Annotated in this window: 19 protein-coding genes; 7 read left to right on the top strand and 12 right to left on the bottom strand. The window is 63.0% G+C overall.

Translation table 11 applies throughout. From position 1 onward, the window contains the following. The first annotated feature begins 109 nt into the window (after positions 1–109). Entirely contained in the window at positions 110–2056 is a 1947-nt protein-coding gene (gene acs / locus KPL81_RS06735; protein ID WP_219791183.1) for an acetate--CoA ligase, read from the top strand. Positions 2057–2119: 63 nt separating this feature from the next. Here acs and ku (KPL81_RS06740) read toward each other — a convergent pair whose 3' ends face one another. From ku (KPL81_RS06740) to ligD, 4 genes are read right to left on the bottom strand one after another with little or no spacing between them, the layout of a single operon-like run. Continuing rightward, the gene (gene ku / locus KPL81_RS06740; protein WP_219791184.1) at positions 2120–3316 is read right to left on the bottom strand and encodes a non-homologous end joining protein Ku; all 1197 of its coding nucleotides are present in this window, start codon (positions 3314–3316) and stop codon (positions 2120–2122) included. After that, a complete protein-coding gene (gene ku, locus KPL81_RS06745) occupies positions 3309–4085 on the bottom strand; it encodes a non-homologous end joining protein Ku (RefSeq protein WP_219791185.1) in 777 nt (258 codons plus the stop codon). Before ku (KPL81_RS06745) ends, ku (KPL81_RS06740) begins: the two co-directional genes overlap by 8 nt. Beyond that, complete coding sequence (locus KPL81_RS06750) at positions 4085–4288, bottom strand: hypothetical protein (protein ID WP_209476549.1); 204 nt, start codon at positions 4286–4288, stop codon at positions 4085–4087. Before KPL81_RS06750 ends, ku (KPL81_RS06745) begins: the two co-directional genes overlap by 1 nt. Positions 4289–4320: 32 nt before the next feature. Beyond that, positions 4321–6879, bottom strand: a complete 2559-nt coding sequence (gene ligD / locus KPL81_RS06755; RefSeq protein ID WP_219791186.1) for a DNA ligase D — start codon at positions 6877–6879, stop codon at positions 4321–4323. Between the two features lie 294 nt (positions 6880–7173). Here ligD and KPL81_RS06760 point away from each other — a divergent pair, with 294 nt between their 5' ends. Together KPL81_RS06760 and KPL81_RS06765 are read left to right on the top strand one after the other, a co-directional pair. After that, positions 7174–8463, top strand: coding sequence for an ATP-grasp domain-containing protein (locus KPL81_RS06760; RefSeq protein WP_219791187.1), 1290 nt, complete (start codon positions 7174–7176; stop codon positions 8461–8463). 17 nt (positions 8464–8480) lie between these two features. Further along, the gene (locus KPL81_RS06765) at positions 8481–10523 is read left to right on the top strand and encodes a CocE/NonD family hydrolase (protein WP_219791188.1); all 2043 of its coding nucleotides are present in this window, start codon (positions 8481–8483) and stop codon (positions 10521–10523) included. Positions 10524–10700: 177 nt separating this feature from the next. Here KPL81_RS06765 and KPL81_RS06770 read toward each other — a convergent pair whose 3' ends face one another. Both KPL81_RS06770 and KPL81_RS06775 read right to left on the bottom strand, forming a co-directional pair. After that, positions 10701–11219, bottom strand: coding sequence for a ferritin-like domain-containing protein (locus KPL81_RS06770; protein ID WP_219791189.1), 519 nt, complete (start codon positions 11217–11219; stop codon positions 10701–10703). Positions 11220–11534: 315 nt separating this feature from the next. Continuing rightward, entirely contained in the window at positions 11535–11822 is a 288-nt protein-coding gene (locus KPL81_RS06775) for a con-10 family general stress protein (RefSeq protein ID WP_219791190.1), read from the bottom strand. 323 nt (positions 11823–12145) lie between these two features. Between KPL81_RS06775 and KPL81_RS06780 the strand changes: the two genes are divergently transcribed. Continuing rightward, complete coding sequence (locus KPL81_RS06780; RefSeq protein ID WP_219791191.1) at positions 12146–12808, top strand: LuxR C-terminal-related transcriptional regulator; 663 nt, start codon at positions 12146–12148, stop codon at positions 12806–12808. Positions 12809–12930: 122 nt separating this feature from the next. Here KPL81_RS06780 and KPL81_RS06785 read toward each other — a convergent pair whose 3' ends face one another. The 4 genes from KPL81_RS06785 to KPL81_RS06800 form a co-directional block, all read right to left on the bottom strand. Further along, entirely contained in the window at positions 12931–16884 is a 3954-nt protein-coding gene (locus KPL81_RS06785) for a hybrid sensor histidine kinase/response regulator (RefSeq protein ID WP_219791192.1), read from the bottom strand. Positions 16885–16975: 91 nt separating this feature from the next. Beyond that, positions 16976–17491: a hypothetical protein gene (locus KPL81_RS06790; protein WP_219791193.1), complete on the bottom strand. Its 516-nt coding sequence runs from the start codon at positions 17489–17491 to the stop codon at positions 16976–16978. Between the two features lie 94 nt (positions 17492–17585). Continuing rightward, a complete protein-coding gene (locus KPL81_RS06795; RefSeq protein ID WP_219791194.1) occupies positions 17586–19367 on the bottom strand; it encodes a sodium:solute symporter family protein in 1782 nt (593 codons plus the stop codon). A gap of 6 nt (positions 19368–19373) precedes the next feature. Beyond that, on the bottom strand, positions 19374–19634 hold the full coding sequence (locus KPL81_RS06800; RefSeq protein WP_197449805.1) for a DUF4212 domain-containing protein: 261 nt from the start codon (positions 19632–19634) through the stop codon (positions 19374–19376). 693 nt (positions 19635–20327) lie between these two features. Here KPL81_RS06800 and KPL81_RS06805 point away from each other — a divergent pair. The 3 genes from KPL81_RS06805 to ttcA all read left to right on the top strand — a co-directional run bounded on the left by KPL81_RS06805 (position 20328) and on the right by ttcA (position 23853). Further along, positions 20328–22154: a DUF294 nucleotidyltransferase-like domain-containing protein gene (locus tag KPL81_RS06805; protein WP_209476564.1), complete on the top strand. Its 1827-nt coding sequence runs from the start codon at positions 20328–20330 to the stop codon at positions 22152–22154. A gap of 43 nt (positions 22155–22197) precedes the next feature. Further along, complete coding sequence (locus KPL81_RS06810; protein ID WP_209476565.1) at positions 22198–22827, top strand: 3'-5' exonuclease; 630 nt, start codon at positions 22198–22200, stop codon at positions 22825–22827. Between the two features lie 93 nt (positions 22828–22920). Further along, complete coding sequence (ttcA, locus tag KPL81_RS06815; protein ID WP_209476567.1) at positions 22921–23853, top strand: tRNA 2-thiocytidine(32) synthetase TtcA; 933 nt, start codon at positions 22921–22923, stop codon at positions 23851–23853. 89 nt (positions 23854–23942) lie between these two features. On the opposite strand, the gene fnr is transcribed toward ttcA, so the two are convergent. Together fnr and hemN are read right to left on the bottom strand one after the other, a co-directional pair. Next, positions 23943–24689 (bottom strand): fumarate/nitrate reduction transcriptional regulator Fnr, encoded by a 747-nt coding sequence (gene fnr / locus KPL81_RS06820; RefSeq protein ID WP_209476568.1) that lies wholly within the window; start codon positions 24687–24689, stop codon positions 23943–23945. A 116-nt stretch (positions 24690–24805) separates the two neighbouring features. Continuing rightward, positions 24806–26221, bottom strand: a complete 1416-nt coding sequence (hemN, locus tag KPL81_RS06825; protein WP_240549086.1) for an oxygen-independent coproporphyrinogen III oxidase — start codon at positions 26219–26221, stop codon at positions 24806–24808. Positions 26222–26322: the final 101 nt, after the last annotated feature.

A 26322-nucleotide genomic window follows, 5' to 3' on the forward strand; every position in this document is an offset into this window, starting at 1 on the left:
GCCCGCTCCGAGGGTATATGCTGGAAGGCGAATCTGAAGCCGGCGCAACGACAAAAAGGCAGCCGGTCACATCCACCGTGAGGGTGCATCTCCTGGAAGAGGCTAGCCAATGACCGATCAGCATGTCTATCCGGTACGCGACGACATCGCCGCCAACGCCTGGATCGATCGCGAGAAATATCAGGCCCTGTACAAGCAGTCTGTCGACGACCCCGAGGGCTTCTGGGCCGAGCAGGCCAAGCGTATCGACTGGTTCAAGGCGCCGACGAAGATCAAGCATACCTCCTACGATCCGCACAACGTCGACATCCGCTGGTTCGAGGACGGCACCCTGAACGCCAGCGTGAGCTGCCTCGACAGGCATCTGGAGACACGTGGCGACCAGACTGCGATCATCTGGGAGGGCGACGATCCCAAGGATGCCAAGCACGTCAGCTACCGCGAGCTGCATGCCAAGACCTGCCAACTGGCCAACGCGCTCAAGGAACTCGGCATCGGCAAGGGCGATGTGGTCACCCTCTACATGCCGATGATTCCCGAGGCGGCGGTGGCCATGCTGGCCTGTGCCCGCATCGGCGCCGTGCACTCGGTGGTGTTCGGCGGCTTCTCTCCCGATGCCTTGGCCCAGCGCATCATCGGCGCCGATTCCAAGCTCGTCATCACCGCCGACGAGTCGGTGCGCGGCGGCAAGCAGGTACCGCTCAAGGACAACGTCGATGCCGCCTTGACCCGCAAGGGCACCGAGGTGTGCGAGAACGTGCTGGTGGTCAAGCGCACTGGCGGCGAGATCGAGTGGAAGGAGGGCCGCGACCTCTGGTATCACGACCAGGTCGACAAGCAGGCGACCGACTGCCCGGCCGAGGAGATGAACGCCGAGGATCCGCTGTTCATCCTTTACACCTCCGGTTCCACCGGCGCGCCCAAGGGGCTCAAGCACACCACCGGCGGCTACCTGGTCTATGCCAGCCTGACCCACCAGTACATCTTCGACTATCAGGACGGCGAGGTGTACTGGTGCACCGCCGACGTGGGCTGGGTCACCGGCCACAGCTACATCGTCTACGGGCCGCTGGCCAACGGCGCCACCACGCTGATGTTCGAGGGCGTGCCGAGCTATCCGACCCACGGTCGCATGGGCGAGATCGTCGACAAGCACAAGGTCAACATCCTCTACACCGCACCTACCGCCATCCGCGCGCTGATGGCGCATGGCGACGACGTGATGGACTCGAGCAAGCGCGACACGCTGCGCGTGATGGGGTCGGTGGGCGAGCCGATCAACCCCGAGGCGTGGGAGTGGTACCACCGCGTGATCGGCAACTCCCGGTGTCCCATCGTCGACACCTGGTGGCAGACCGAGACCGGCGGGATCATGATTTCGCCGCTGCCTGGCGCCATCGACCTCAAGCCGGGTTCGGCCACGCTGCCGTTCTTCGGCGTACAGCCGGCGCTGCTCGACAGCGAGGGCAACGTGCTCGAGGGTGCCGTGGACGGCAACCTGGTGATCAGCGACTCCTGGCCCGGTCAGGCGCGCTCCATCTGGGGCGATCATGATCGCTTCGTGCAGACCTACTTCTCTACCTATAAGGGCTATTACTTCACCGGCGACGGCTGCCGCCGCGACGAGGACGGCTACTACTGGATCACCGGCCGCGTCGACGACGTGCTCAACGTCTCCGGCCACCGCATGGGCACCGCCGAGATCGAGTCCTCGCTGGTGGCCCACGAGGCCGTGGCCGAGGCCGCCGTGGTGGGCTTCCCGCACGACATCAAGGGCCAGGGCATCTACATCTACGTGACCCTGACTGATGGCGTCGAGCCCAGTGACGAGCTCAAGAAGGAACTGACCCAGTGGGTGCGCAAGGATATCGGCCCGATCGCCTCGCCTGACGTCATCCAGTGGGCGCCGGGGCTGCCCAAGACCCGCTCGGGCAAGATCATGCGTCGCATCCTGCGCAAGATCGCCGCCAACGAGACCGATGGTCTGGGCGATACCAGCACCCTGGCCGATCCGAGCGTGGTCGACGATCTCATCGAGAATCGCGCCAACCGCTGATTTGTCCAGCGCTTCTAGAATGGCATGAACGACCTAGCCGGCCTTCGGGCCGGCTTTTTCGTCTCAGTGTGCGCCGGCGACGGCCTTGGCCAGTTCGGCCTTGCTCATGCGGCTGCGGCCTGGCACGTCGAGCTTTCGGGCGCGTTCGTAGAGTTCATCACGGGAGAGATTCTCCAGTTCGTCAAGCCCGGCGCTGCGGCGCTTGCCGCGTGGTGCGGCCTTGCCGTCGTCCTGATCGGCAGCCTTCTTGCCCGTGCCGTGCTGGCCTGAGGGGCGCTTCTTCGTCTCGCTGCGCTTGGCCGTCGGCTTACCGCGCTTTCTCGGTTGGCTCTCGCCGTCATCGTTGCGCACCTCCTGGCCGGGAGGGCGTCCTTCGGCCAGGCTCTGCTTGAGTACCTGCATCAAGTCGATCACTTCGCCGCCCTGTTCCGGATCGAGGTCTGGCTCGTCTTCCTTGCCCAGGGCGATCACATCCTCGCCGCGCTCGAGCTTCTCTTCGGCACGCGCGATGATGCGCTGGCTCTGCCGGTCCTGCAGCGCCTCGCGCTCGAGGGCCTCTTCAGTCAGGGCCTCGATGGACTGCTGCATCGCCTTCACCCTGTTCTTGTCGACCTTGGGCGGTTCGGGAAGGTCGATGTCGTCCGGAGTGCGCAGTTCTTCGGCGAAGCGCAGCGTCTCGGCGCGCAGGATGCCTTTCTCGGCGATGATCGCCACCAGGTACTCCTTGCCACGCATGACGAAGGTGGCAATGCCGGCGCGCCCGGTGGCCTCCATGCTTTCCGCCAGCAGGCGGTAGGCCTTGGTCACGCCCTTGTCGGGGGTCATGAAGTAGGCGCGCTCGAAGTACATCGGATCGATCTCGTCGAGGCCGACGAAGCGCTTGAGGTCGATCTCCTGGGATTTCTCCGGTGCCAGCGAATCGAGCTCGCGATCCTCCACCACGACGAATTCGTTCTTCTCGACCTCGTAGCCGCGGATCAGCTCATCGTAGTCGAGCACGCGCTCCTCCTTCTCGCAGAAGTAGCGCCGCGTCAGCGGTGTGCCGTCGCTGTCGACCATGCGCAGCGACACCGGCTTGGGGCGGTTGGCCGGGTAGAGGTTGACCGGCAGGCTGACCAGGCCGAAGGTGATGGTGCCCGACCACAGCGGGCGCGGGCCGCTGGCGTGAAAGCGCTGCTTCTCCTCGCCATGAGCCGGCTCGTCCTTCTCCTTCGTCTTGCGCTTGTCCTTCGGCTTGGCTTTCGATTTCAGGCTAGGCACGCTTGCGCTCCTTCTTCAGGCTGGCCTCGAGCGCCTTGGAGAGATCGTCGGAAGCTTCGCGCCGGCGAATCGGGGTGACCTTGACCCTCTTGCCGCGCCGTTTGGCCTCGATCAGCTCCAGCACCCGCTCGCGGTACTCGTCGTGATATTCGTCGGGATCGAACTCCGCCTCCAGCATGCCGATCAACTGGCGTGCCATGTCGAGCTCCCTGGTGTCGAGTGCCTTGCCCTTGGGTGGCTCCAGTGAATCGACCGGCACCACCTGCTCCTCGTGGCGCAACGACATCAGCATTGGCACGCCGCGATGCAGGCGCAGCGCGCCGAGGTAGCTCTTCTTGCGCATGACCCAACGCGCGAGGCCCTCTTTGTCGCTGTTGCCCAGCGCCTCGGCCAGGGCGAAATAGAGCGACTCGCTGCCATCCGGGCCGAGGAAGTAGGGGCGGTCGTACCAGCGGTGATCGATCACCTGCGGTGGCATGAAGCGGATCACTTCGATATCGCGGCCCGAGTCCGGCTCCAGCGCTTCGAGTTCCTGCTTGTCGAACACCACCAGGCTGCCCTCGTCGGTGCGATAGGCGCGGCGGGTCTCGGCGTGGGGTACGATCTGCTCGGTGTCGGGATTGACCATGGCCTGCTTGACCGGCGAGCGGTCCTTTTCGTGCAGCAGGCGGAAGTGCACGCTGCGATCCTGTACCGCAGAGTAGAGCTTTACCGGTACCTCCACTTCACCGAAGCGGATCACGCCCTTCCACATCGCTCTGGCTGCCATCAGCCTTTCCCCCCATGGTTTACGCCTTCTTCATGGCATTCGGGGCACAGCGTCTCGCGGCTCTCGAAGCGTGTTTCGACGCAGATCGGACAGATCGGCCGATCACAATAGATGCAGTGATAGCCCGCCTCGTAGTGAAAGGTGCGCAGACAGAACTGGCAGGTCTCGGGACCGGATTCCATCCACCAGGGCACTTCGCTCATCTCGTTCCTCCCGCTCCTGACCCAGACTGCCGTCACTTCACGCCCACGGCCTTGAGCAGATCGGCTTCCAGCGGGCGTGCCGCCTCGTCGAAACCCGCCCAGGGGTCCTCGCGCAGGGCAGATAGCCGGCGACGCAGATTCTGTACGTTGTAGCGGTCGGCACGCAGCGCGGCGTTGAGTTCGTCCCAGCGAATCGGTACCGCCACCGGGGCGTTCTCGCGTGCGCGTACCGTGTAGGAAGCTACCGCCGTGGCACCGCGACCGTTGCGCAGATAGTCGATGAAGATACGCCCTTCGCGCTTGGCCTTGGACATGTTGGTGGTCAGCCGTTTGGGGTCATCCTTGGCGTGTGCTTCGGCCACTCCCTTGGCGAAGGCCTTGGCCTGATCCCACTCGGCGCTGGGCACGAGCGGTACCACCAGGTGCAAGCCCTTGCCGCCGGTGGTGCGCAGGAACGCCGTGAGGCCCAGCGATTCGATGCGCTCGCGCAGGGTGCCGGCAACACGCAAGATCTCCTTCCACGCGATACCTTGGTCCGGGTCGAGGTCGAACACCAGGCCGTCGGGCTGCTCGAGGTGGTCGATGCGGCTGCCCCAGGGGTGGATCTCCAGCGCACCGGCCTGGACCAGGCCGATAAGGTCGGCAGCCGTTTCGACGTAGACGTACTCGGCGCTGCCTTTCTTCTCCGGCACGTCGATGCGCGGCACGCTGTCGGGAATGGCGGTGCGCGGGTGCTTCTGGAAGAAGCATTCGTCGTTGCGTCCCTGGGGACAGCGCACCAACGACAGTGGCCGGCGGACCAGATGGGGCAGCACCCAATCCTGGATCTGCTCGTAGAAGCGCGCCAGGTCGAGCTTGGTCAGGCCCTGCTCGGGGAACAGCACGCGGTCGGGGCTGGTGAGGCGAACGCCGAGCAGCGAGGTCTCGTCCTTGCGCTTGCTGGGAGCCGGCTTGTCGGGCTTGGTATCCTGCTCCGGCGTGCCTTCGGCGGCCATTTCCTTGGTCGGGGTCATGCGGATCTCCTCCGGGTTGCGGTCCTCGCGCAGGCCGCGAAAGGCAGGGTGGCGCAGGCGACCGTCGCGGGTGCGCTCGGTGAACTCCACTTCGATCACGATTTCCGGCCGCACCCAATGCACCGAGCGGCTGTCCGGCACGCTGCCGTGAAAGGGTGAGCGTTTCACTTCGAGTTCCTGCAGGGTGGCGCTGAGCTGCTCCAGCAGCCGATTGTTGAAGCCTGTGCCCACGCGCCCGGCATAGGCCAGGCCCTGCTTGCCGTAGGCGCCCATCAGCAGCGAGCCGAAACCGCTGCGCGAGCCGCCGGGGTCGGTGTAGCCGCCGATCACGAACTCCTCGTGGCTGACGCACTTGACCTTGAGCCAGTCGCGGCTGCGCTTCTGCCGGTAGTGGCTGTCGGCGCGCTTGCTGATGATGCCCTCGAGCCCCATCTGGCAGGCGCGTTCATGGAAAGCCGCGCCTTGTGCGTCGAGATGGTCGGAGTAACGGATGGTGCCGGTGCCCGATGCCATGTCTGCCGCCTCGAGCAGCGCCGCGAGCGTGCGCTTGCGCTCCAGCAGCGCCACATTCTGAAGGTCGTGGCCCTGGAGATAGGGCAGGTCGAAGAGCTGGTAGACCAGCGCGGCGGTACGCCCGCTGGAGAGTGCTTCCTGCAGGTCACCGAAGCGGCTCACTCCATCCTTGCCCATGGCGACCACTTCGCCGTCGAGCAGCGCCGAGTCCACCGGCAGCGACTCGAGCGCCCGGGCGATCTCGGGGAAGCGGTGGGTCCAATCCTTGCCGTTGCGGGTGATCAGGCGCACGTCACCCTTGTCGAGGCGGGCGAGCAGACGGTAGCCGTCGAGCTTGATCTCGTGGACCCACTCGCCCTGGGCCGGCACCTCGCGGGCCAGGGTGGCGAGCTGCGGCTGCACTTCTTTTGGCAGCCTGGCCTTGCGTGCGCCGTCGAGTCGGCTGGGGTCGGGTGGGGCAAGCGTGGCCTCACCTGCATCGTCGGCCGAGCCCCAGGTGTCATCGCGATCCTCGGCAATCTCGCGCATGCTGCGCCCGCTGGCGACGCTCGCGTCGAGGTCGGCCGTGAGCGAATCCTTCATGCGCGGCTTGTCGTCGTGGCGCTTGATCATCAGCCAATTGCGCCCGTGCTTGTCCTGGCGCTTGCCGCTCATGCGAGTCAGGGTCCAGCTGCCCTTGAGCCGCTCACCATCGAGTTCGATGTCGATGCGATCCTGCTTTGGCCGGCCCTTGAGCTGCCAGGTGCCGCGATCCCACAGCATCACGGTACCGCCGCCATAGGCTTTCTCGGGAATCACCCCTTCGAAGTCGGCGTATTCGAGCGGGTGGTCTTCCACCTCGACGGCCAGGCGCTTCTCGCCGGGCTCGAGGCTGGGTCCCTTGGGCAGGGCCCAGCTCCTGAGCACGCCGTCCTGCTCCAGGCGCAGGTCGAAGTGGTCGTGGCTCGCCGCATGCTTGTGCATCACGTAGAGGTTTCCCGTGGCGGCTTCACCCTGAGCCTCTCCGGCGGGTTCCCGGGTGCGCGTGAAGTCGCGCTTGCGGCGGTATTCCTCGAGTCGTTCCATCGGCTCCATCCTTGGCCGCTGTACTCAGGCAACGAGTCCTGTTTCTCAGCCTAGCCCCGCTCGCGGCAAGGGCCAAGTACACGGGCGCGGCAACCGACTACCTGGCTGCAGCAGTAGGTATTGGAAGAAGTAGATGGGGCTTTGCGTGCCGTTTTGTTTCCCCGGGGTTTGAAAGGGTAAAGAATCGCTCAGGTTATGGAACCTTGAACGCCGCCTACTTATCTTGAGGTATGTATGGAAGAAAGGAGAGCCCGTTACTGGGCTTTCCAACGATACTGTCATGGAGATAGACGGATGAAGCGGAACATCTTTGTCGTGGCGCTGGAAGACCAGCAGCGCCAGGAACTGGAAACCCTGCGCCACTCGGAAAAGTTCAAGATACACAGCCTGCTGTCGGTCAAGGAGGCCGTTGAATCGCCCAACTTTTCGTTCAATGCCCTGCTGGACGAGGCGCGTAGCAAGCTCGAGGCGTTTTATGGCTCCGTTGACGCCATTGTGGCGCAGTGGGACTTTCCCACCAGTGTCATGGTTCCCATCCTGTGCCGGGAGTACGACATTCCCTCGCCTTCGGTGGAGAGCGTGCTCAAGTGCGAGCACAAGTACTGGAGCCGGCTCGAGCAGCAGAAAGTCGTTCCCGAAGTGGTACCGGCGTTCTGCGGCGTCGATCCCTTTGCGGAGGACCCGCTCTCTCAGGTCACGCTGGACTATCCGTTCTGGCTCAAGCCGGTCAAGGCCTTCTCCTCGCATCTGGGCTTCAAGATCGAGAACGACGAGCAGTTCCATGCAGCCATCAAGGAGATTCGCGAAGGCATTCGTCAGTTGGGGGATCCGTTCAACGAGGCGCTGAATCATGCCGAGCTGCCGCCGGAAATCCAGCACATGGACGGCAATTCCTGTATCGCCGAGCAACTCGTCGCAGGCGTGCAGGGCGCTCCGGAGGGGACCGTTTATCGCGGTGAATTCAATGTACACGGCATCATTTCCCAGCCCAGCACGGAAATGAGCGATGCTCCCTACGACCGTATCGAATACCCAAGCCACCTGCCGGAGCCCATCCATCGTCAGATGATCGATGTCTCCAAGAAGTTTCTCGAGCATATCGGTTACGACAACGGCTGCTTCAACGCCGAGTTCCTCTGGGATGAGTCGCAGGACAAGCTGTGGCTGATCGAGGTCAACACCCGTATCTCCCAGTCCCACAGCGAGATCTTCATCATGGTCGATGGCATGTCGAATCATGAAGTGGCCATCGATATCGCCTTGGGCGAGCGTCCCTCCCTGGCCAATCGCCTGGGCGATCATGCCGTCGCCGCCAAGTGCTTCATCCCCTACAAGCATGAGGATGGTATCGTCCGGCGGGTGCCGAGCCGTGAGGAGATCGAGGCGCTTGCCGAGCGCTTTCCCGGTACCAAGGTGCGGCTCGACGTGCAACCGGGCGACCGTCTGGGCGATCTCATGCATCAGGACAGCTTTAGCTATCGCCTGGGAACCCTCTATGTTGCAGGGGAGGATCACGAACAAGTCGATCAGCGCTACAAGGCTTGCCTGGAGGCGCTCCAGTTCGAGATCGAACCCATTGAATGAACCAGCAAGGAGGCGCTGTGAGTGTCGTAGACTCGTTTCCCTACCAGGTTCGCGAAATAGAGAACGTCTTCATCCCGATGCGTGACGGGGCTCAACTGGCAGCCAGGATCTGGCTGCCGGAAAAGGCCGAACGTGCGCCGCTGCCGGCGATCATGGAGTACATACCTTACCGCAAGCGCGACATCACCCGCGGCAGGGACGCCGCCAACCATGCCTACCTGGCCGGCCATGGCTACGTCTGCGTGCGGGTCGACATGCGCGGCAGCGGCGACTCGGATGGCGTGCTCACCGACGAGTACACCCAGCAGGAGCAGGAAGATGCCGTCGACGCCATTGCCTGGCTGGCCGAGCAGCCCTGGTGTGACGGCAATGTCGGCATGATGGGCATCTCCTGGGGTGGCTTCAACAGCCTGCAGGTGGCGGCCAAGCAGCCGCCGGCGCTCAAGGCGATCATCAGCATCTGCTCGAGCGATGATCTTTATGCCGACAACATGCACTACATGGGCGGCTGCCTGCTCGGTGACAATCTCTCCGAGGCGACCGTGATGTTCGCCTTCAATACCCTGCCGCCAGATCCCCAGATCGTCGGCAACCGCTGGCGCGACATGTGGTTCGACCGCATGGAGAACAGCGGGCTGTGGCTCGAGCAGTGGATCGAGCACCAGCGTCGCAGCGCCTATTGGTCCACTAGCTCGGTCAACGAGTACTACTCGGCGATCCAGTGTCCGGTCTATGCCATTGGCGGCTGGGCAGACGGCTTCACCAATACCGTGCTGCGCCTGATGCAGCATCTGGAAGTGCCGCGCAAGGGCTTGATCGGGCCCTGGGGCCATAAATATCCCCATCAGGGCATCCCCGGGCCGGCCATCGGCTTTCTACAGGAATCGCTGCGCTGGTGGGATTACTGGCTCAAGGGCCAGGAGACCGGCATCATGGACGAACCCATGCTGCGTGCCTGGGAGCAACACAGCGTGCCGCCGGACACGTCGTACGACGAGCGTCCCGGCCGCTGGATAGGTGAGGCGAGTTGGCCGTCCGACAACATTCGCACGAGGCGCTATGGCTTGGGTCCCTATACCATTGCCATGGGCGAGGGGCATGGCGGACCCCATCAGCAGGAGGGGCATGAAAGCGCACTGGCGCTGCAGTCGCCGCTCAGCGTGGGGCAGTCGGCCGGCAAGTGGTGTTCCTATGCCGCCACGCCGGATCTGCCTGGCGACCAGCGCGAGGAGGACGGCGGCTCGTTGATCTTCAGCAGCCGCCAGCTGGCCGAGCCGCTCGAGATCTTCGGCATGCCGGTGGTGGAGTTCGAGCTCTCCTGCGACAAGCCGCAGGCGATGCTGGCCGTGCGTCTCTCCGACGTGGCGCCGGATGGCAAGTCGACCCGCGTCACCTATGGCCTGCTCAACCTGTCGCATCGTGACAGCGACGCCGATCCCGAGCCGCTGGTACCGCATCGCCGCTATCGTGTGCGCATCCCGATGAACGGCATCGCGCAGTGCTTTCCGGTAGGTCACCAGTTGCGCCTTTCGGTCTCGACTTCCTACTGGCCGCTGGCCTGGCTGCCGCCAGAACCGGCTCAGGTCGACATCTACCCGGACAGCAGCGTGCTGATACTGCCGGAGCGCACGCCGAGTAAGGAGGACGAACGCCTGCCGGAGTTCGATGAACCGCAGGAGGCTCCTCCCCTGGACGTCCACACCTTCGCCGCCAGCGAGCACAACTGGCTGCTGCATCGCGACCTGGCGAGCAAGGAGTCCACTCTGGAGGTGATCAACGATCAAGGACATTTCCGCATCGAGGACATCGGCACCGAGATCAGGCGCAGCACTCGCGAGTGGTACAGCACCGTCAATGATGACTTCACCTCGGCGCGCGGCGAAACCTATACGGAGCGTTCGTTCAAGCGCGATGACTGGAACGTGGAGATCTATACGCGCAGCATACTGAGCTGCGATGAGAGCAATTTCTTCATCCACGCGCAGCTCGACGCCTATGAGGACGATTATCGCGTCTTTTCCAAGAACTGGGAGAAGGTGATTCCCCGCGACCACATGTGACACCGTGAAGGTACAGCATGCAAACATGGCGCCGCTCCTGCGTGGGGCGGCGTTTTCTCGTTGAACATTCGGGTGTTCGCCAGGCAAAAAGCCCCGGCGAGGAGCCGGGGGAAGCGAGGGGGCTATCTAAATCGTTGAAAAAATACGTGGCAACGTCCTCTGAAGCTCGCTGTGTCTTCAGGTCTTGGCGCGCAGATCGCTGTCCTCGGAGCGCTCCAGGAATTGGCGTGTGGTTGCGTCGAGATGCTGGCCCAGCCACTCGGCCATGGCTTCCTCTTCGCGCAGGATCTGTTCGCAGATGCGAGCGATCTCGGGCTTGCCGACCTTTTCTGCAGCCTGGATCAGCGCCTTGTAGCTGGCGATCTCGAAGTGCTCGAAGGCGTAGCTGGCGAGGCCGCCCTTGACCACCTCGTCGCCTGCCATCATGCCGCCCATGGCTTGGCCGAAGGCGGCCAGCTTACCGCCGATGTCTTTCATGGAAGAGAGGTCGGCGCCGAGCAGCGAGATACACTGTTCGATCTTTTCCGCCTGGCCGCGAGTCTCTGTCAGGTGCTGCTCGATGCGTGCCTTGAGTTGTGGATAGTGCTCCAGCCGGCTGGCCTGGGCTTCGAGCATCTTCTCGGCCTGCTTTTCCATGGCGTGAGCATCGCGTAGCCAGTCTTCCAAATGCTTCGGGGCTTGCGGTTCAGTGCCCATGGGCTATCTCCTTGCGGTTGCGATAGGGTATCCGCTCACTTGGACGGATGGATCTGCTCTTCACACGTGCTTGAGTGCGGCTTGGCGGGGCCCAGCTTGGGTTCTTGGCTTGCGGTGCAGACTGGTTCATGACCGTATATTTGCTGCGACCGGCCAAAGCGGCTCGAACCGCGCATCCGACCTGCAAATAGGGTGCGGATGGCATGTTCATACCGTTCGGTGCGGGAGAAGAAGCTGCCGGAGGCAGGCTCCGGCAGCTTGAGTCGGTCAGCGCTGGATCAGACCAACGCCGAGGGCTGAAGAGAGCGGCAGCACTCAGCTGTTCTTGCCGCCCTTGCGACCGGCTTCGGAGGCTTTCTGGCGGTCGTTGGCGAAATTGCCGCCACTGTGCTGGCCACCCTTCTGGCCGGCCTGGGAGGCCTTTTGCGGGTCGTTGGCGAAATTGCCGCCACTGTGCTGACCGCCTTTCTGGCCGGCCTTGGAGGCCTTCTGTGGATCGTTGGCGAAGTTGCCGCCGCTGTGCTGGCCGCCTTTCTGGCCGGCCTTGGAGGCCTTCTGTGGATCGTTGGCAAAGTTTCCGGGGTTCTGGTTACGCTGTGCCATGGTTATCTCCTTGAATCCTTTCCGCATGTTTCCATGCTTGTACTTCCATTTACCGGGAATCCGGCACTGCTGGCGTCTGCCATCGTCTTTGAAGATAGAAGCGGCTTTAAACGATCGGCAAGGGGATTGCTGTTTCCGAGTGAAAAGAAAATTGTCCCGGTGCGCTTGGCCATTCTCCTTGCACTCACATTTTCTCGAACGTTGTCGACAACTGCTGCCGTACGCTTGGGAAGCGCCCAAGCATGGGGTAACATGCGATGAACAATCGATGAGCCCTAAGAGGCGGCCCCAGGCCCCGAGCTCGAGGAACCGGAGGAGTATCCATGGCCTTTGCCCAGAAATTCATCGTTGCCGATGACCATCCGCTGTTCCGTGCGGCGCTGACGCAGGCGCTGCGCCAGCTGGCGCCACAGGCCGAGATCGTCGAGTCCGACACCATGGAGGCCACCTGCGAGGTCGTCACCCGGCATCCCGACGCCGACCTGATTTTGCTCGACCTGCACATGCCGGGTGCCCATGGCTTCTCCGGCCTCATCCAGCTGCGTGGCCAGACGCCGGACATTCCGGTGGCGGTGGTATCCGGCAGCGACGAACCCCATGTGGTGCGCCGCGCGATCGACTATGGGGCGTCGGGCTTCATCCCCAAGTCCTCCTCCCTGCAACTGATCGCCGAGGCGGTGGGTGAGATCCTCGATGGCGAGGTTTGGCTGCCCCAGGAACTGGCCGACGCCATGGGCGATGCCAACGAGGAGGAGACCCGCTTTGCCGAGGCCATCGCCTCGCTGACGCCGCAGCAGTTTCGAGTGCTGAACATGCTCACCGAAGGCCTGCTCAACAAGCAGATCGCCTATGAGCTGAACGTCTCCGAAGCCACCATCAAGGCCCATGTCACCGCCATCCTGCGCAAGCTGGGCGTGCACTCGCGCACCCAGGCGGTCATCGCCGCGCAGAAGCTCGAGGTGGAACCGCCGAAGGTCGAATCCTGAACACCGCACGCCAAGCCTGAACATAAGACAGGACCGCCGGATGGAAACATGCGGCGGTTTTTCTTTGCCTGGGCCTGTTGTCGGCGTCGCGGCTTGCCCCGTCAGCGGGACGTGACCCTGTTCTAACTCTCCTGCCGAGCAGCCCGGCTGGCCTGCAGCGTGCGGGTCAGCAGGGCGCGCAGCGCGGCAGGGCGTACCGGTTTCTGCAGCAGATGATAGCCGCTGCGACGTATCTCCTCGGCCACCTCCTCGGTGCGGTCGGCGGTGATCACGATGCCCGGTACGGCGCCCTGAAGCCGCTCGCTGAGTGCCTCCAGCGCCATCAGGCCGGTCACTTCGTTGTCGAGGTGGTAATCGGCCAGTATGGCATCCGGCTCGCCGTCGAGGTTGCGCAGCACCGACTTGGCCCCGCCGATGGTAGTGGCGGTGTAGACCTCGCACCCCCACCCCGACAGCATCGCTCTCATGCCTTCGAGAATCAGCGTCTCGTTATCGATGCACAGGATACGGGAGCCGACCAGCTTGTTGCCTACGCGGCGCGGCGAAGCGGCTTCTTCGGCACGCTCGGCGGCACTGCGCGGTGCCACTACCGGCACGCCGACCGAGAACATGGTACCGATGCCTTCCCGCGAGAAGACCTTGATCGGATGATCCAGCACGCGGCTCATACGATCGGCGATCGATAGTCCCAGGCCCAGCCCTTTCTCGCTCTCCTTGTGGCGCGTGGCCTGGTCCAGGCGACGAAACTCCTGGAAGATCTCGGCCTGCTTGGATTCGGGAATGCCCGGCCCCGAGTCCCACACTTCGATGGTCAGGCGCGCCCCGCGGCGCCGACAGCCCAGCAGTACCCGTCCTTCCTGGGTATAGCGCAGCGCATTGGAGAGAAAGTTCTGGATGATCCGGCGCAGCATCTGCGGGTCGCTATCGACCCATTGACGGGTCGGGACCACCACCAGGTCGAGGCCACGATCCTCGGCCATCACCTCGAACTCGGCGCGTAGGGGCTGGAAGATGTCGGCCAGGGCGAAGTGGCTGCGCCTCGGCGTCAGGGCGCCGGCATCGAGCTTGGAGATGTCGAGCAGGGTGCCGAGCAGCTCCTCGGCAGCCTGCAACGAATTGTCGATATGGCCGATGGTGCGCTTCATGTCCTCGGCGTCCATTTCCTGCGACAGCGCCGAGGTGAACAGGCGCGCGGCGTTGAGCGGCTGCAGCAGGTCGTGACTGGCGGCGGCGAGGAAGCGGGTCTTCGAGGCGTTGGCATCCTCGGCCACCTGCTTGGCCTGGCGCAAGGCCTGTTCGGCCTCGGCGCGCACGCGGTTCTCCTGGCGCAGCGCGGTGTTGGCCTCGGACAGCGCCTGGGTACGCTCCCGCACGCGCTCCTCCAGGGTCTCGTTGGTCTCTTTCAGCGCTATCTCCGCCAGGCGACGCTCGGTGATGTCCTGGTAGAGAGCGAAGAAGCCCAGAATCACGCCGCTATCGCCGAAGTGCGGGGTATAGGTCACCAGCATGTAGCGCAGATCCTCGGCAATGCGCATCGACACCTCGAAGCTGACGCGCTCGCCGGCCAGGGCGCGGCGAATCCAGGGGTCGCGTTCTTCGGCCATCTCGCTGCTGATGACGGCCTCGAGGGGCTTGCCGATTACCTCGTTGCGATCGATGCCGAAGGCCTGCTCATAGGCGCGGTTGGTGAAGAGGTAGCGGCACTCCTTGTCGAAGTAGGCGATCAGCGCCGGCACGTTGTCGGTGTAGATGCGAATGTTGTTCTCGGAGCGGATCAACGCTTCCTCGATGCGCTTCTGTTGGGTGATGTCCTGATAGGTGTAGACGAAGCCGCCTCCCGGCATGGGATTGCCCTGTACCTCCAGTACGCTGCCGTCCTGGCGGTAGCGCACGTAGCGGTGAGGCTGGCCGTCACGGATGTTGTCGATCAGCAGCTGCACGTGCTCCTCAGGATCACCGGGGCCGTACTCGCCGTTATGGGCGTTGTAGCGGAAGATCTTGTCCATCGGCGCACCGACCCGGATCAGGTGGTCGGGGAAGCGGAACAGTTCCAGGTAGCGCTGGTTCCACACCACCAGGCGCATGTTCTGATCGACCACGCTGATGCCCTGGTTGATGTTCTCGATGGTGGCTTGCAGAAGGGCGCGGTTGAACTCCAGTACCTGCGAGGCCTCGTCGACGATGGAAATCACGTCGGAGATACCGATGCCGCGCCCCTGAAGCGCCGAGTTGACCACGATGCGTGCCGATGACGCCCCGAGCACCGAAGCCAGGAAGCGTTCGGTGAACTGGATCACGTCGATGGAGGCACGGTTGCCGTCCTCCAGCGGTTTGCCGGTGCGTCGGGCGTAGTCGTCGAAGGCGCGCGATACCTGGCCGGCGGCGAGGAAACGCTCGCACAGCACCTTGAGGTCGCCGACGGTGGTGGCGCCGGTCCAGGGGCGGTTGACCGAGGTCTGACGGGTCTCGACGCTGTCGACGAACAACGAGGCCTGAATGCGTTCGACAACCCGCTGCGAGGTGATCTGTGAAACGAAGATGTAGCAGAACAGATTGACGCCGAGCGAGAGCATCACGCCATGGGTGAAGCTGTCGCCGAAGTTGAGCCCGAACAGCGCGGTGGGCGTCAGCCAGGGGTGGCCGAAGGGGCCACCGGCGAGCCACTCGGTCGGCAGCACGCCGGCCTGGATCATTCCCGGCATCAGCAGGCTGTAGGCCCAGATGGCAAACCCGGCGTTCATCCCCACCACCACCCCGAGGCGGTTGCCGCGCTTCCAGTACAGGCCGCCAAGTAGTGCGGGAGCGAACTGCGCGGCCGCGGCGAAGGAGAGCATGCCGATCGAGGCCAGCGAGGTGAACTCGCCGATGAGCCGGTAGAAACCATAGGCCAGCGCCAGGATTACGCCGATGGTGATGCGCCGCGCCTGAAGCACCAGGCGGCCATAGTCACGTGGCCGAGCATCCAGCCAGCGCAGCCGGAACAGCAGCGGTATAACGATCTCGTTGGAGATCATGATCGAGACCGCGACCGTGGCCACGATGACCATCCCGGTCGCCGCGGAGAAGCCGCCGATATAGGTGAGCAGGGTCAGCCACTGCTGGCCGGCTGCCATCGGCAGTGCCAGCACGAAGGTATCGGGTTCCACCGAGCCGTCGGGGAACAGGGCCAGGCCGGCGGCAGCGATGGGCAGAATGAAGAAGGCGAATGCCACCAGGTAGAGCGGGAATAGCCAGCGTGCCTTGGCGGCATCGTTGGGATGGGTATTCTCCACCACGGCGACGTGGAACTGGCGTGGCAGGCAGAAGATCGCCAGCATGGCGAGCAGTGTCTGGGCCCAGAAGCCGCGGCCGAAATCCTGATCGGCGAGCTGGCGCTGCAGTTCCATCTGGGTGTCGGCGATGGCCATCAGCTCGCCAAGTCCGTCGAACATGCCCCAGGTGACATAGGCGCCCAGCAGCAGGAAGGCCAGCAGCTTGACCATCGACTCGAACGCGACGGCGTGAATCAAGCCTTCATGATGCTCGGTGGCATCGGTGTGGCGGGTGCCGAACAGAATGGCGAACGCAGCCATCACGATGGCCACGAAGAAGGCCGTATCGGCAAACAACGGGGTACGGGTGATGTCGGCTGCATCCGTCAGTACGGCGAACGAGGTCGACACGGCCTTCAGCTGCAGGGCGATGTAAGGCAGCGTGCCGATCAGCGCGACCAGGCTGGCGAAGGCCGCCAGGGACTGCGCCTTGCCGTAGCGCGAGGCGATGAAGTCGGCGATCGAAGTGACGTTCTGCCGCTTGGCCACGCGGATCATCTTGGCCAGTATCGGCCAGAACAGCATGAAGGTCAGGATCGGCCCGACGTAGATACTGGCGAAGGACCAACCCGAGGTCGCTGCCTGGCCGACCGCACCGTAGAAGCTCCACGAGGTGCAGTAGATGGCCAGCGCCAGGATATAGATGACAGGGCGCTGGCGACTGGTGCCACGCCGGCGTGCGTTGCGATCGCCCAGCCAGGCGATGCCGAACAGGATGGCGATGTAGAGCAGCGAAACGGCGACCAGCAGCCAACCGGCAAACATGATTTCTCCCCCCGGCAAGTGCCGATCATTCTATCGGGATATCGGCCCGAGGGCACTCGGGCCTGGCGGTGGCTTGGCAGTGGCTCCGGAACTACTCGGTCGAGCAGACCGCCTGATAGAGCGCGGACTCCCGATCGAGCTCACGCAGGGCATCGACGCGTGGCCGGCGGCTCTCTTCGGCGAGCGGCACCAGCTCGGCCGAGGCGCAGTTCATCAGGTACGGCTGGTGGTGGAGTCGATCCACATGGGCCCTCTGGAAACGGTAAAGAATGAATTCAACCAGCTGATGATCGTCGGCCTGGCGTCGCTCCATGCTGCTGTGGTCGACCACGCTGAAGCCCACTGTCAAGGGAAAGGCATAGGTCCACGGGCGCCAGAACATGCGGTCCTGTTCGGTATCGACCACCTGCGCCGTTGCCGGCAGCTGATTGCGCTTATGCTCGTACCAGCTGTACTCATGGTTGATCTGATAGCCAAGGATACCCAGGCCGGCAAAGACCGGGACGATCCAGCGGGGCAGCCGCTTGCCGCTCAGGGTCCGCAGCAGGAGTCCGACGCCTGCGGCGCCGAGTCCGGCGAAGACCGCCGCAATAAAGTGCCAAATCATGTTGGGAGCTTCCTGACAGCCATCGGGCTTCCCGAAGGAAGCCCGATGTGAGATGGGTTCCGGCGCCAGGGTGACGCCGGGATAGGATTATGACTCAGTGGTCGACCGCCATGCCAGCTCCCTTGGGATAGCGAACGCTTTCCACCAGTTCCTGGATCTCCTGGGGAGGCTCCTGGGTCGCCTTGGAGAGGGCGAACGCCACGGCAAAGTTGATCAGGGCCCCGATCGCGCCGATGGAGAGCGGCGAGATGCCCAGCACCCAATTGTCCGGGGTATCCGGCAGGTTGTTGGTGCCCGGGATGAAGAACCAGCCCTTGTAGACGAAGATGTAGACCACGGTGAAGATCAGACCGGCCAGCATGCCGGCGATGGCCCCCACGTTGTTTACCCGCTTGGAGAAGATACCCATCATCAGCGCCGGGAACAGCGAGGCGGCGGCAATACCGAAGGCCAGTGCCACCACCTGGGCGGCGAAGCCCGGCGGGTTGGCCCCCAGGTAGGTAGCCACGATGATGGCAACGGACATGGAGATTCGTGCCGCCATCAGCTCGCCTTTCTCGGAGATGTTGGGATTGATCGAGCCCTTGATAAGGTCGTGACTGATCGCCGAGGAAATGGCCAACAGCAGACCCGCGGCCGTCGACAGTGCGGCAGCCAAGCCGCCTGCGGCGATCAAGCCGATGACCCAGCCGGGCAGGTTGGCGATTTCCGGGTTGGCCAGTACCAGAATATCGTTGTTGACGGTCAGTTCGTTGCCTTCCCAGCCGCGATCGGTGAAGTCGGCATTGCCGTTATACATCTGAATGCGGCCGTCGTCGTTGAGATCCTGGAAGGAGATCAGACCGGTCTCTTCCCAGGTGCGGATCCACTCGGGGCGATCCTCATAGAGGATGGGGTTGGTAGCGGCTTCTTCCATGTTCTCGACCTGGCCGGCCATCTCGGGATAGATGGTGGTCGCCAGGTTCAGGCGCGCCATGGAGGCCACGGCCGGAGCGGTCAGGTAGAGCAGGCCGATGAATACCAGGGCCCAGCCGGCGGACCAGCGTGCGTCGGCCACCTTCGGCACGGTGAAGAAGCGGATGATGACGTGGGGCAGACCGGCAGTACCGATCATCAGCGTCAGGGTGAACAGCACCATGTTGAGCTTGTTGTCCACATCCGCCGTGTACTCGTTGAACCCCAGCGCGGTGACCACCTCGTTGAGCTTGGTCAGCAGCGGTACGCCGGATTCGGCGTGATCGGAAAACAGGCCCAGCGGCGGAATCGGATTGCCGGTCAGCTCCAGGGAGATGAATACCGCCGGAATGGTATAGGCGATGATGAGCACGATGTACTGGGCCACCTGGGTGTAGGTGATCCCCTTCATGCCACCGAGTACCGCATAGAAGAACACCACCACGGCAGCAATGATCAGGCCGGTGGTCGCTTCGACCTCCAGGAAGCGAGAGAAGGCCACGCCCGCGCCCGCCATCTGGCCGATAACGTAGGTCACCGAAGCCACGATCAGGCAGATGACCGCCACCAGACGGGCCTGCTTGCTGTAGAAGCGGTCACCGATGAATTCGGGGACGGTGAACTTGCCGAACTTGCGCAGATAGGGGGCAAGCAGCATGGCCAGCAGCACGTAACCACCTGTCCAGCCCATCAGGAATGTCGAGTTGGCATAACCGCCGGCAGCGATGAGGCCGGCCATGGAAATGAATGATGCCGCGGACATCCAGTCGGCACCGATTGCCATGCCGTTGGTAATGGGGTGCACCCCACCGCCGGCGACGTAGAAATCCTTGGTCGAGCCGGCCTTGGCCCATATCGCGATACCGATATAGATGGCAAAGGAGCCGCCGACGAAGAGAACGTTGATCGCAAATTGACTCATGCTGGCTTACTCCCCGAGGCCGAACTGCTGATCGAGCCGATTCATCTTCCAGGCGTAGAAGAAGATCAGCACGATAAAGGTCAGGATGGATCCCTGTTGGGCAAACCAGAATCCAAGGTCGGTGCCGCCGACAGGAATGCCTGACAGCAGGGGGCGGAACAGGATGGCACAGCCGTAGGAGACGAATGCCCAGACGATCATACAGCCGGTAATCAGGCGTAGGTTCGCCTTCCAATATGCAGTCGCGTTGGATTTGTCATCTGCCATAGTGAATGCTCTCCACTTGTTGTTAAGGTTGGGAAGCCGCCAAGAGAGTTGCCAAGCTTCATCAGGGGGCTCCAAGCGAGTCGAGCGGTAAGGACTAGAGATGCTAGCCAGCATCAGTTGACCCATGATCCCTGCGGACGAGCCGCACTTCCCACCACGTCTGGTTACCTGTCATCGAGCCGCTTTAAACAGGCGCGTTATCCCCAATGGCTCAAGAGCAATAGTGGTCAATAAATCAAAAAATTAAAATCCCAGACTTTCGTATCATGAGCAAACTGCGATACTCTCATCTTCGTATAAAGTTTTTAAATTCAACAAGTTACGTTTTCGTGGCATGTGTATTGCGATACCGCTTCCGTTGATGGTAGGACGATTGTCTAGCATAGAACTTTTGTCTATCTCATTGGCTCGTAAGACCATTGTCTAGTGCGGATGGAAAGTCTTCGTAGTCGGTGTCCTTTGACGTTGGTCTAGGTTATGTCTTGAAAGTCGGGACTGTTATTCTGCCACTGTAAGGCCGGTTAGGCGTAAGTCCCCCAAATGGGAAAACGTGTTTCTTCGAGTTTCAGGCGGCAAGGCGTGTATGCCCAGGCTTGAGTGGTCCCTCGATACCGCGACTTGCCAGCCAGGCTTCTCTTTCGGACTCGTTCGAGTGCTGACGGCGATGACGGCCGCACCACGAGGGTTACCAACATGGTCGATGTCGATCTTTCTCAGCCCCCTTTCTCCTTTTTGAACGAAGAGGGGCGTGAGCGTGTCCGTCATGGCATCGACCTGGCTTACTTCGACCGTGACGAGATCATTCTCGAAACCGGTCAGCCCGGCGAGTACGTCTTTCTCATTCACAAGGGCGAGGTGGCCGAGCTGGACACCACCCAACCGGGAGCCCGCGAGCGAATCGGCCACTACACCGCGGGTGATCTGTTCGGTGCCATCAGTATTCTCAACGGCAAGAGTCGCTATCGCTTCCGCGCCGAGCAGGAGTGCCTTTGTTACCTGATGCCGAAGGCACTGTTCCTGCAGTTGTGCGATGACTATCCCCCCTTTGCCGAATTCTTTCGCCAGACCCTTGCCCACAAGGCGCGCCTGCTGACCGAGCAGCGCGCCGAGGGCGGAGTGACCATGGCCGGCTTCATGCTGGCGAGAGTCAGTGAATGCATGCGTCCGCCGCTGTGCATGGGGGCGCAGACGACCATTGCAGAGGCAGTCGCCAGATTGCACGAGAGCCATGCCGACAGCCTGCTGGTGGAAAGCGAGCAGGGTGCAGGTATGGTGACCAAGACCGATCTGCTCAATGCGCTGGTCCTGGAGGGGCATGACAGGGAGAGTCCGCTGCGTGAGATCGCTCACTTCGCGCTGGTGACGGTACGGCCCGAACAGTACCTGTTCGAGGTGCTGGTCATGATGACCCGCCACAAGGTGGAGCGTGTCGTGGTGCAGGAGGCCGAGGGGGCGCCACCGACCGGCGTGGTCGAATTGACCGATGTGCTGAGCTATTTCTCCAGCCGCAGCTATGTCGTCAGCCTGCAGGTGGAGCAGGCCGATAGCCTCGATGCCCTGTTCCGCGCCAGCCGCCGGACCCCCGAGCTGGTCAAGGCGCTCATGGCGCAGGGCGTCAAGCTGCGTTTTGCCATGGGCCTGCTGGCGGCGCTCAACGGGCGCATCATGTCCAAGGCGTGGGGTTTTCTGATCGACGAGCGCTACCATCGCGACAGCTGCCTGATGGTGATGGGCAGCGAAGGGCGCGGCGAACAGATCCTCAAGACCGACCAGGACAACGGCCTGATTCTGGCCGACGGGCTGGAGTGGCCCGGAGTCAGCGAGCAGATGCAGCGCCTGACCGAGACGCTGATCGAACTCGGCTACCCGCCTTGTCCCGGACACATCATGGTCAACAATCCCGAGTGGGTGGGCACCGTCAGCCAGTGGCGCGAGCGTATTGCCCGTTGGGCGCAAAGACGCGATGGCGACAGCCTGATGAAGCTCGCCATCATGCTCGACTCCCACGCAGTGGCGGGCAACCCGGCGCTGCTCGAGCGGGTGCGCGAAGCGCTGTTCGAGCAGTGCTCGCGTGACGAACTGCTGCTCTCCTATTTCGCCCGCACTGCGCTGCGCTTCTCCACGCCGCTGACGCTGTTCGGCTCACTCAAGAAGCCCCAGCACGGCATCGACATCAAGAAGGGCGGCATCTTCCCCATCGTGCATGGGGTCCGCACCATGGCGCTGGAGCGCAAGATCAAGCCGACTTCGACTTTGGAGCGTCTCGAGGCATTGACGGCGGACGGCAGGCTGGAAGAGCGCGTTGCCGAAAATCTGGCCGAGGCGCTGTCTTTATTCACCGAGCTGCGCTTGAAGCAACAGCTCGAGCGCCTCGACGGCGACGGCAACGGCAAGAGCCCCGACCGTGTCGTGGTCCAGCAGCTATCGTCACTGGAGCGCGACCTGCTGCGAGAGGCGCTGCATATCGTCAAGGACTTCAAACAGAGCCTGTCGCAACGTTACCACCTCGAATATTCGTGAGGTTCGTGGCGGCGGGAGGCGGACAGATACAAAGGAGGTAGGCATGTTTCGAGCGCTGCGTCGGGCCAACGACCGTCGGCGCCATGCAGGTGGCGAGTATGGCTGGCTTTTTCGTCCCTATACCGGGGACGAGCTGGTCGCCATCGACTGCGAAACCACCGGTATCGATACGCGTACCGCCGAGCCCGTCTCCATCGGTGCGGTCAAGGTCCGCGGCGACAGGGTGCTCACCAGCGAATCGCTGGATCTGCGCCTTAGGCGACCCGCGACACTGACCGGCGACTCCATCCGCGTACATGGGCTGCGCGGTGTCGATCTGGACGATGGGGTCGGCCTGGACGACGCGCTGGCGACCCTGCTCGACTTCATCGGCAACCGGCCGCTGCTGGGCTGGCGGCTCGACTTCGACATGACCATCCTCAATCGCCAGATCCGTCCCCGCTTCGGCTTCGACCTGCCCAACAGCGGAATCGATGTCGCGCAGCTGTACCATCGGCAGCAACGTCGCAGCGTCATGGAGCCAGAGTCACCTGCGCAGCGATTCGAGGCAGTGGCGGAGGCGCTCGGCGTTCCGATCATGGGCCGCCATACTGCGCTCGGCGATGCCGTGACCACGGCGCTCATGTACCTGCGCCTGGAGCGGGCCGGCATGCAGGACCGCCGCGAGGCATGAGACAGTAAGTCGCTGCCATGGCGTCGCCTACGGGCGGCGTCGATGGTAGCATGTGCGGCCTCACCCACCGTTCGCTCTGGCAGTGCCCCGACCATGCAAGACGCCGTCTCATTCGACCCCCGTGCCGTTGCCGATCTCGATGTCTCTCTGCCGCAGGACGAGGCGCACGCCCCGCTGGAGCAGCTCGATGCCAAGGGGCGGCGAGAATTCAACAAGCTGCAGAAGCGCCTGAGGCGCCAGGTGGGCAATGCCATCATCGACTACGGCATGATCCATGAAGGCGATCGTGTCATGGTTTGCCTGTCGGGCGGCAAGGATAGCTATACGCTGCTCGAGATACTGCGCAATCTGCAGCGCAACGCACCGGTGAACTTTTCTCTGGTGGCGGTCAACCTCGACCAGAAGCAGCCCGGCTTTCCCGAGCACGTGCTGCCCGAGTATCTCGAGACCACCGGCATCGAGTACTACATTCTGGAGCGCGACACCTATTCGGTGGTAAAGGAGAAGACGCCGGAGGGCAAGACTACCTGCGCGCTCTGTTCACGTCTGCGGCGTGGCTCCCTCTACGGCTTCGCCGAGGAGATCGGGGCGACCAAGGTAGCGCTGGGCCACCATCGCGAGGACATTCTCGAGACGCTGTTCCTCAACATGTTCTATGGCGGAAGCCTTAAGGCCATGCCGCCCAAGTTGCTCTCCGACGATGGCAAGAACATCGTCATCCGGCCGCTGGCCTACTGCCGTGAAGCGGACATCGCCGAATTCGCGCGGCTGATGGCTTTCCCCATCATCCCCTGCAACCTGTGCGGTTCCCAGCCCAACCTGCAGCGTCAGGTGGTCAAGGAGATGCTGGCCGAGTGGGAGCGTAAGCACCCCGGCCGCATCGAGTCGATGTTCAAGGCGGTGTCCAACGTGGCGCCGTCGCAGCTGGCCGACCGCGAGCTGTTCGACTTCGAGGGGCTCGAGGCCAAGCAGGCGCGACTGCGCGACAGGCGCATTGATGCATTGAATGTTGCGCACGACAGCTGAGCCGTCAGTCCACCCCGAATAGTTCGTCCGAACGCAAACCGCCCGGCATTGGCCGGGCGGTTTGCGTTTGCTCGTGGTGACGGCAAGGATCAATGATCGTCCTGGGCCTGTGCCACCAGCGCTTCGAGATTGAGAATGTTCACTTCGCGTCCCGACACCTCGACCAGCCCCTGCTGCTGGAAGCGCCCGAGAATGCGGCTCACCGTTTCCACGGCCAGCCCCAGGTAGTTGCCGATATCGGCCCGTGACATGGAGAGGCGGAAGCTGTAGGGCGAATAGCCGCGACGACGGAAGCGGTCCGACAGGCTGGTGAAGAAACTGGCCAGGCGCTGGTCGGCCGTCTTGCGCGACAGCAGACGCATCATCTTGCGGTCGTCGCGCAGCTCCTTGCTCATGCTGCGGTAGAGCTGGCCGCGTAGCTCCGGCAGCTGCTCCGAGAGCGAGTCGAGCCGGTCGAAGGGAATCTCGCAGACGGTGGTGGTCTCCAAGGCGATCACGCTGCCGGGGTACTGCTGCTCATCGATCCCGTCGAGGCCGACCAGTTCGCTGGGCAGATAGAAGTTGGTCACCTGGTCCTCGCCCGAGCCCTCGGTAGTGACCTGCTTGAGGCTGCCGGAGCGCACCGCGAAGACGCTGCTGAAGGCACTGCCCTGACGAAACAGCGACTCGCCCTTCTTCAGCGGTGAGCGACGCCGGATGATGGCGTCGAACTGCTCCATGTCTTCGAGTTCCAGCGCAAGAGGCAGGCACAGGGAACTCAGGCTGCAGTTCTGGCAACGGGTTTCATGCAGCAGCGAGCGCCGCTTGCCGAGTGCATTGGCCGCGTTGACCGGCATGCTCCACCTCCTCGTTCACTGTCGTGAAGCCATTATGGAGCATTATTCATGCAGGTGAAATGCCCCTTGCGACTATTGGCCGCAATGTACTTAACCCTCAGTGTGCTACCGGGCTCTCAGACGATGCGTGAGAAACGTTCGTCGGGAGTGGGGGACAGGTGAACATCGAAGGCCATGGCCAAGTGACGGATCAGCAGTCTGCCGAGCGGTGTGGCCACGATTCGATGGCTTTCAAAGGACAATAGACCATCGCGCTGGAGTGCTTCCAGCCTTGACAGGCTATTTGCCAGGTAGCGCGGGGCGTCGATGCCGAACGTTTCACTGAGTTCATCAAGATCGAGCGCCATGTCGCACATCAGGCGCTCGATGGCATGCCACCTCACGCGATCGTCGAACGTCAGGCGTATACCGCGTGCGGTAGGTAAATGACTGGCGTCGAGCGCCGCTTCGTAAGCGGCGAGATGGGTATGGTTCTGTACATGGACATCATCGATGCTGGAGATGGCCGAGACCCCCAGTCCCACGAGGTCGCACTGGGCGTGGCTGGAGTAACCCTGGAAGTTGCGCTGCAGAGTGCCTTCGCGCTGGGCGATCGCCAGACTGTCGTCGGCGCGGGCGAAGTGATCCATGCCGATGTGCACGTAGCCCGCTCCGGTGAGCATGGCGATGGTAGTGCGCAGGATTGCCAGCTTCTCCTTGGGGCCGGGGAGGTCCTCGGTGTTGATGAGACGCTGGGCCGCGAAGCGCTCGGGCATGTGCGCATAGTTGAAGACCGAGATGCGCGCCGGCGCCATGGCGATCACCTGCTCCAGGGTGGCGGCGAACGTGTCCCGGGTCTGCAACGGCAGGCCGTAGATCAGATCCAGGTTGAGCGAATGAAAGCCGAGACGGTCGGCCTCGTCGAGCAGCGCTTCGGTGAGAACGCGCGGCTGTACCCGGTTGACGGCGCGTTGCACCCGTGGATCGAGATCCACCACGCCGAGACTGAGACGATTGAATCCCAGCGCCTGCAGGTGGCGCAGGGTAAAGACGTCGGCCTCGCGCGGGTCGATCTCGATGGCGTAGTCGCGGTCACGGGCATTGGACAGTCCAAAGCGGGCATCGAGTCGATCGATCAGGTCGCTCATCTGATCGAGGCTGAGAAAGCTCGGCGTGCCGCCACCCCAGTGCAGCTGGGCCACTTCACGGCGCGTATCCAGATGCGGCTTGATCAACACCATCTCGCGATCCAGGCGCGAGAGGTAGGGCTCGGCCAGCTTGGCGTTGCGGGTGGCGATCTTGTGGCAGCCGCAGTAATGGCAGGCCTTGCGACAGAAGGGGATGTGCACGTAGAGCGACAGTGGCCTGGCATCGGTGTTGCTGCGGGTCAGGGCCGCCAGGTAATCTCGCTCGCCGAATGCCTCGCTGAAAGAATAGAGGGTGGGGTATGAGGAATAGCGTGGACCGTGGGTGTCGTAGCGTCGCAAGAGGGCTTCGTCCCAGGCGAAAGGATCGGCCATCGCTTGATGCACGCAGCGTGCGGGGACGGACATGATGACACTCCGAAAGGCTAACGGTTACCTCATGCTAGCGGTATGCTGCCCAAGGCGGATTGAGCTGCGTCAAACGAAGTGGTAATGCCGCTTCGCGGCGG

This window comes from Billgrantia antri, assembly GCF_019430905.1.
In the GTDB taxonomy this organism is placed as follows: Bacteria; Pseudomonadota; Gammaproteobacteria; order Pseudomonadales; family Halomonadaceae; genus Halomonas; species Halomonas antri.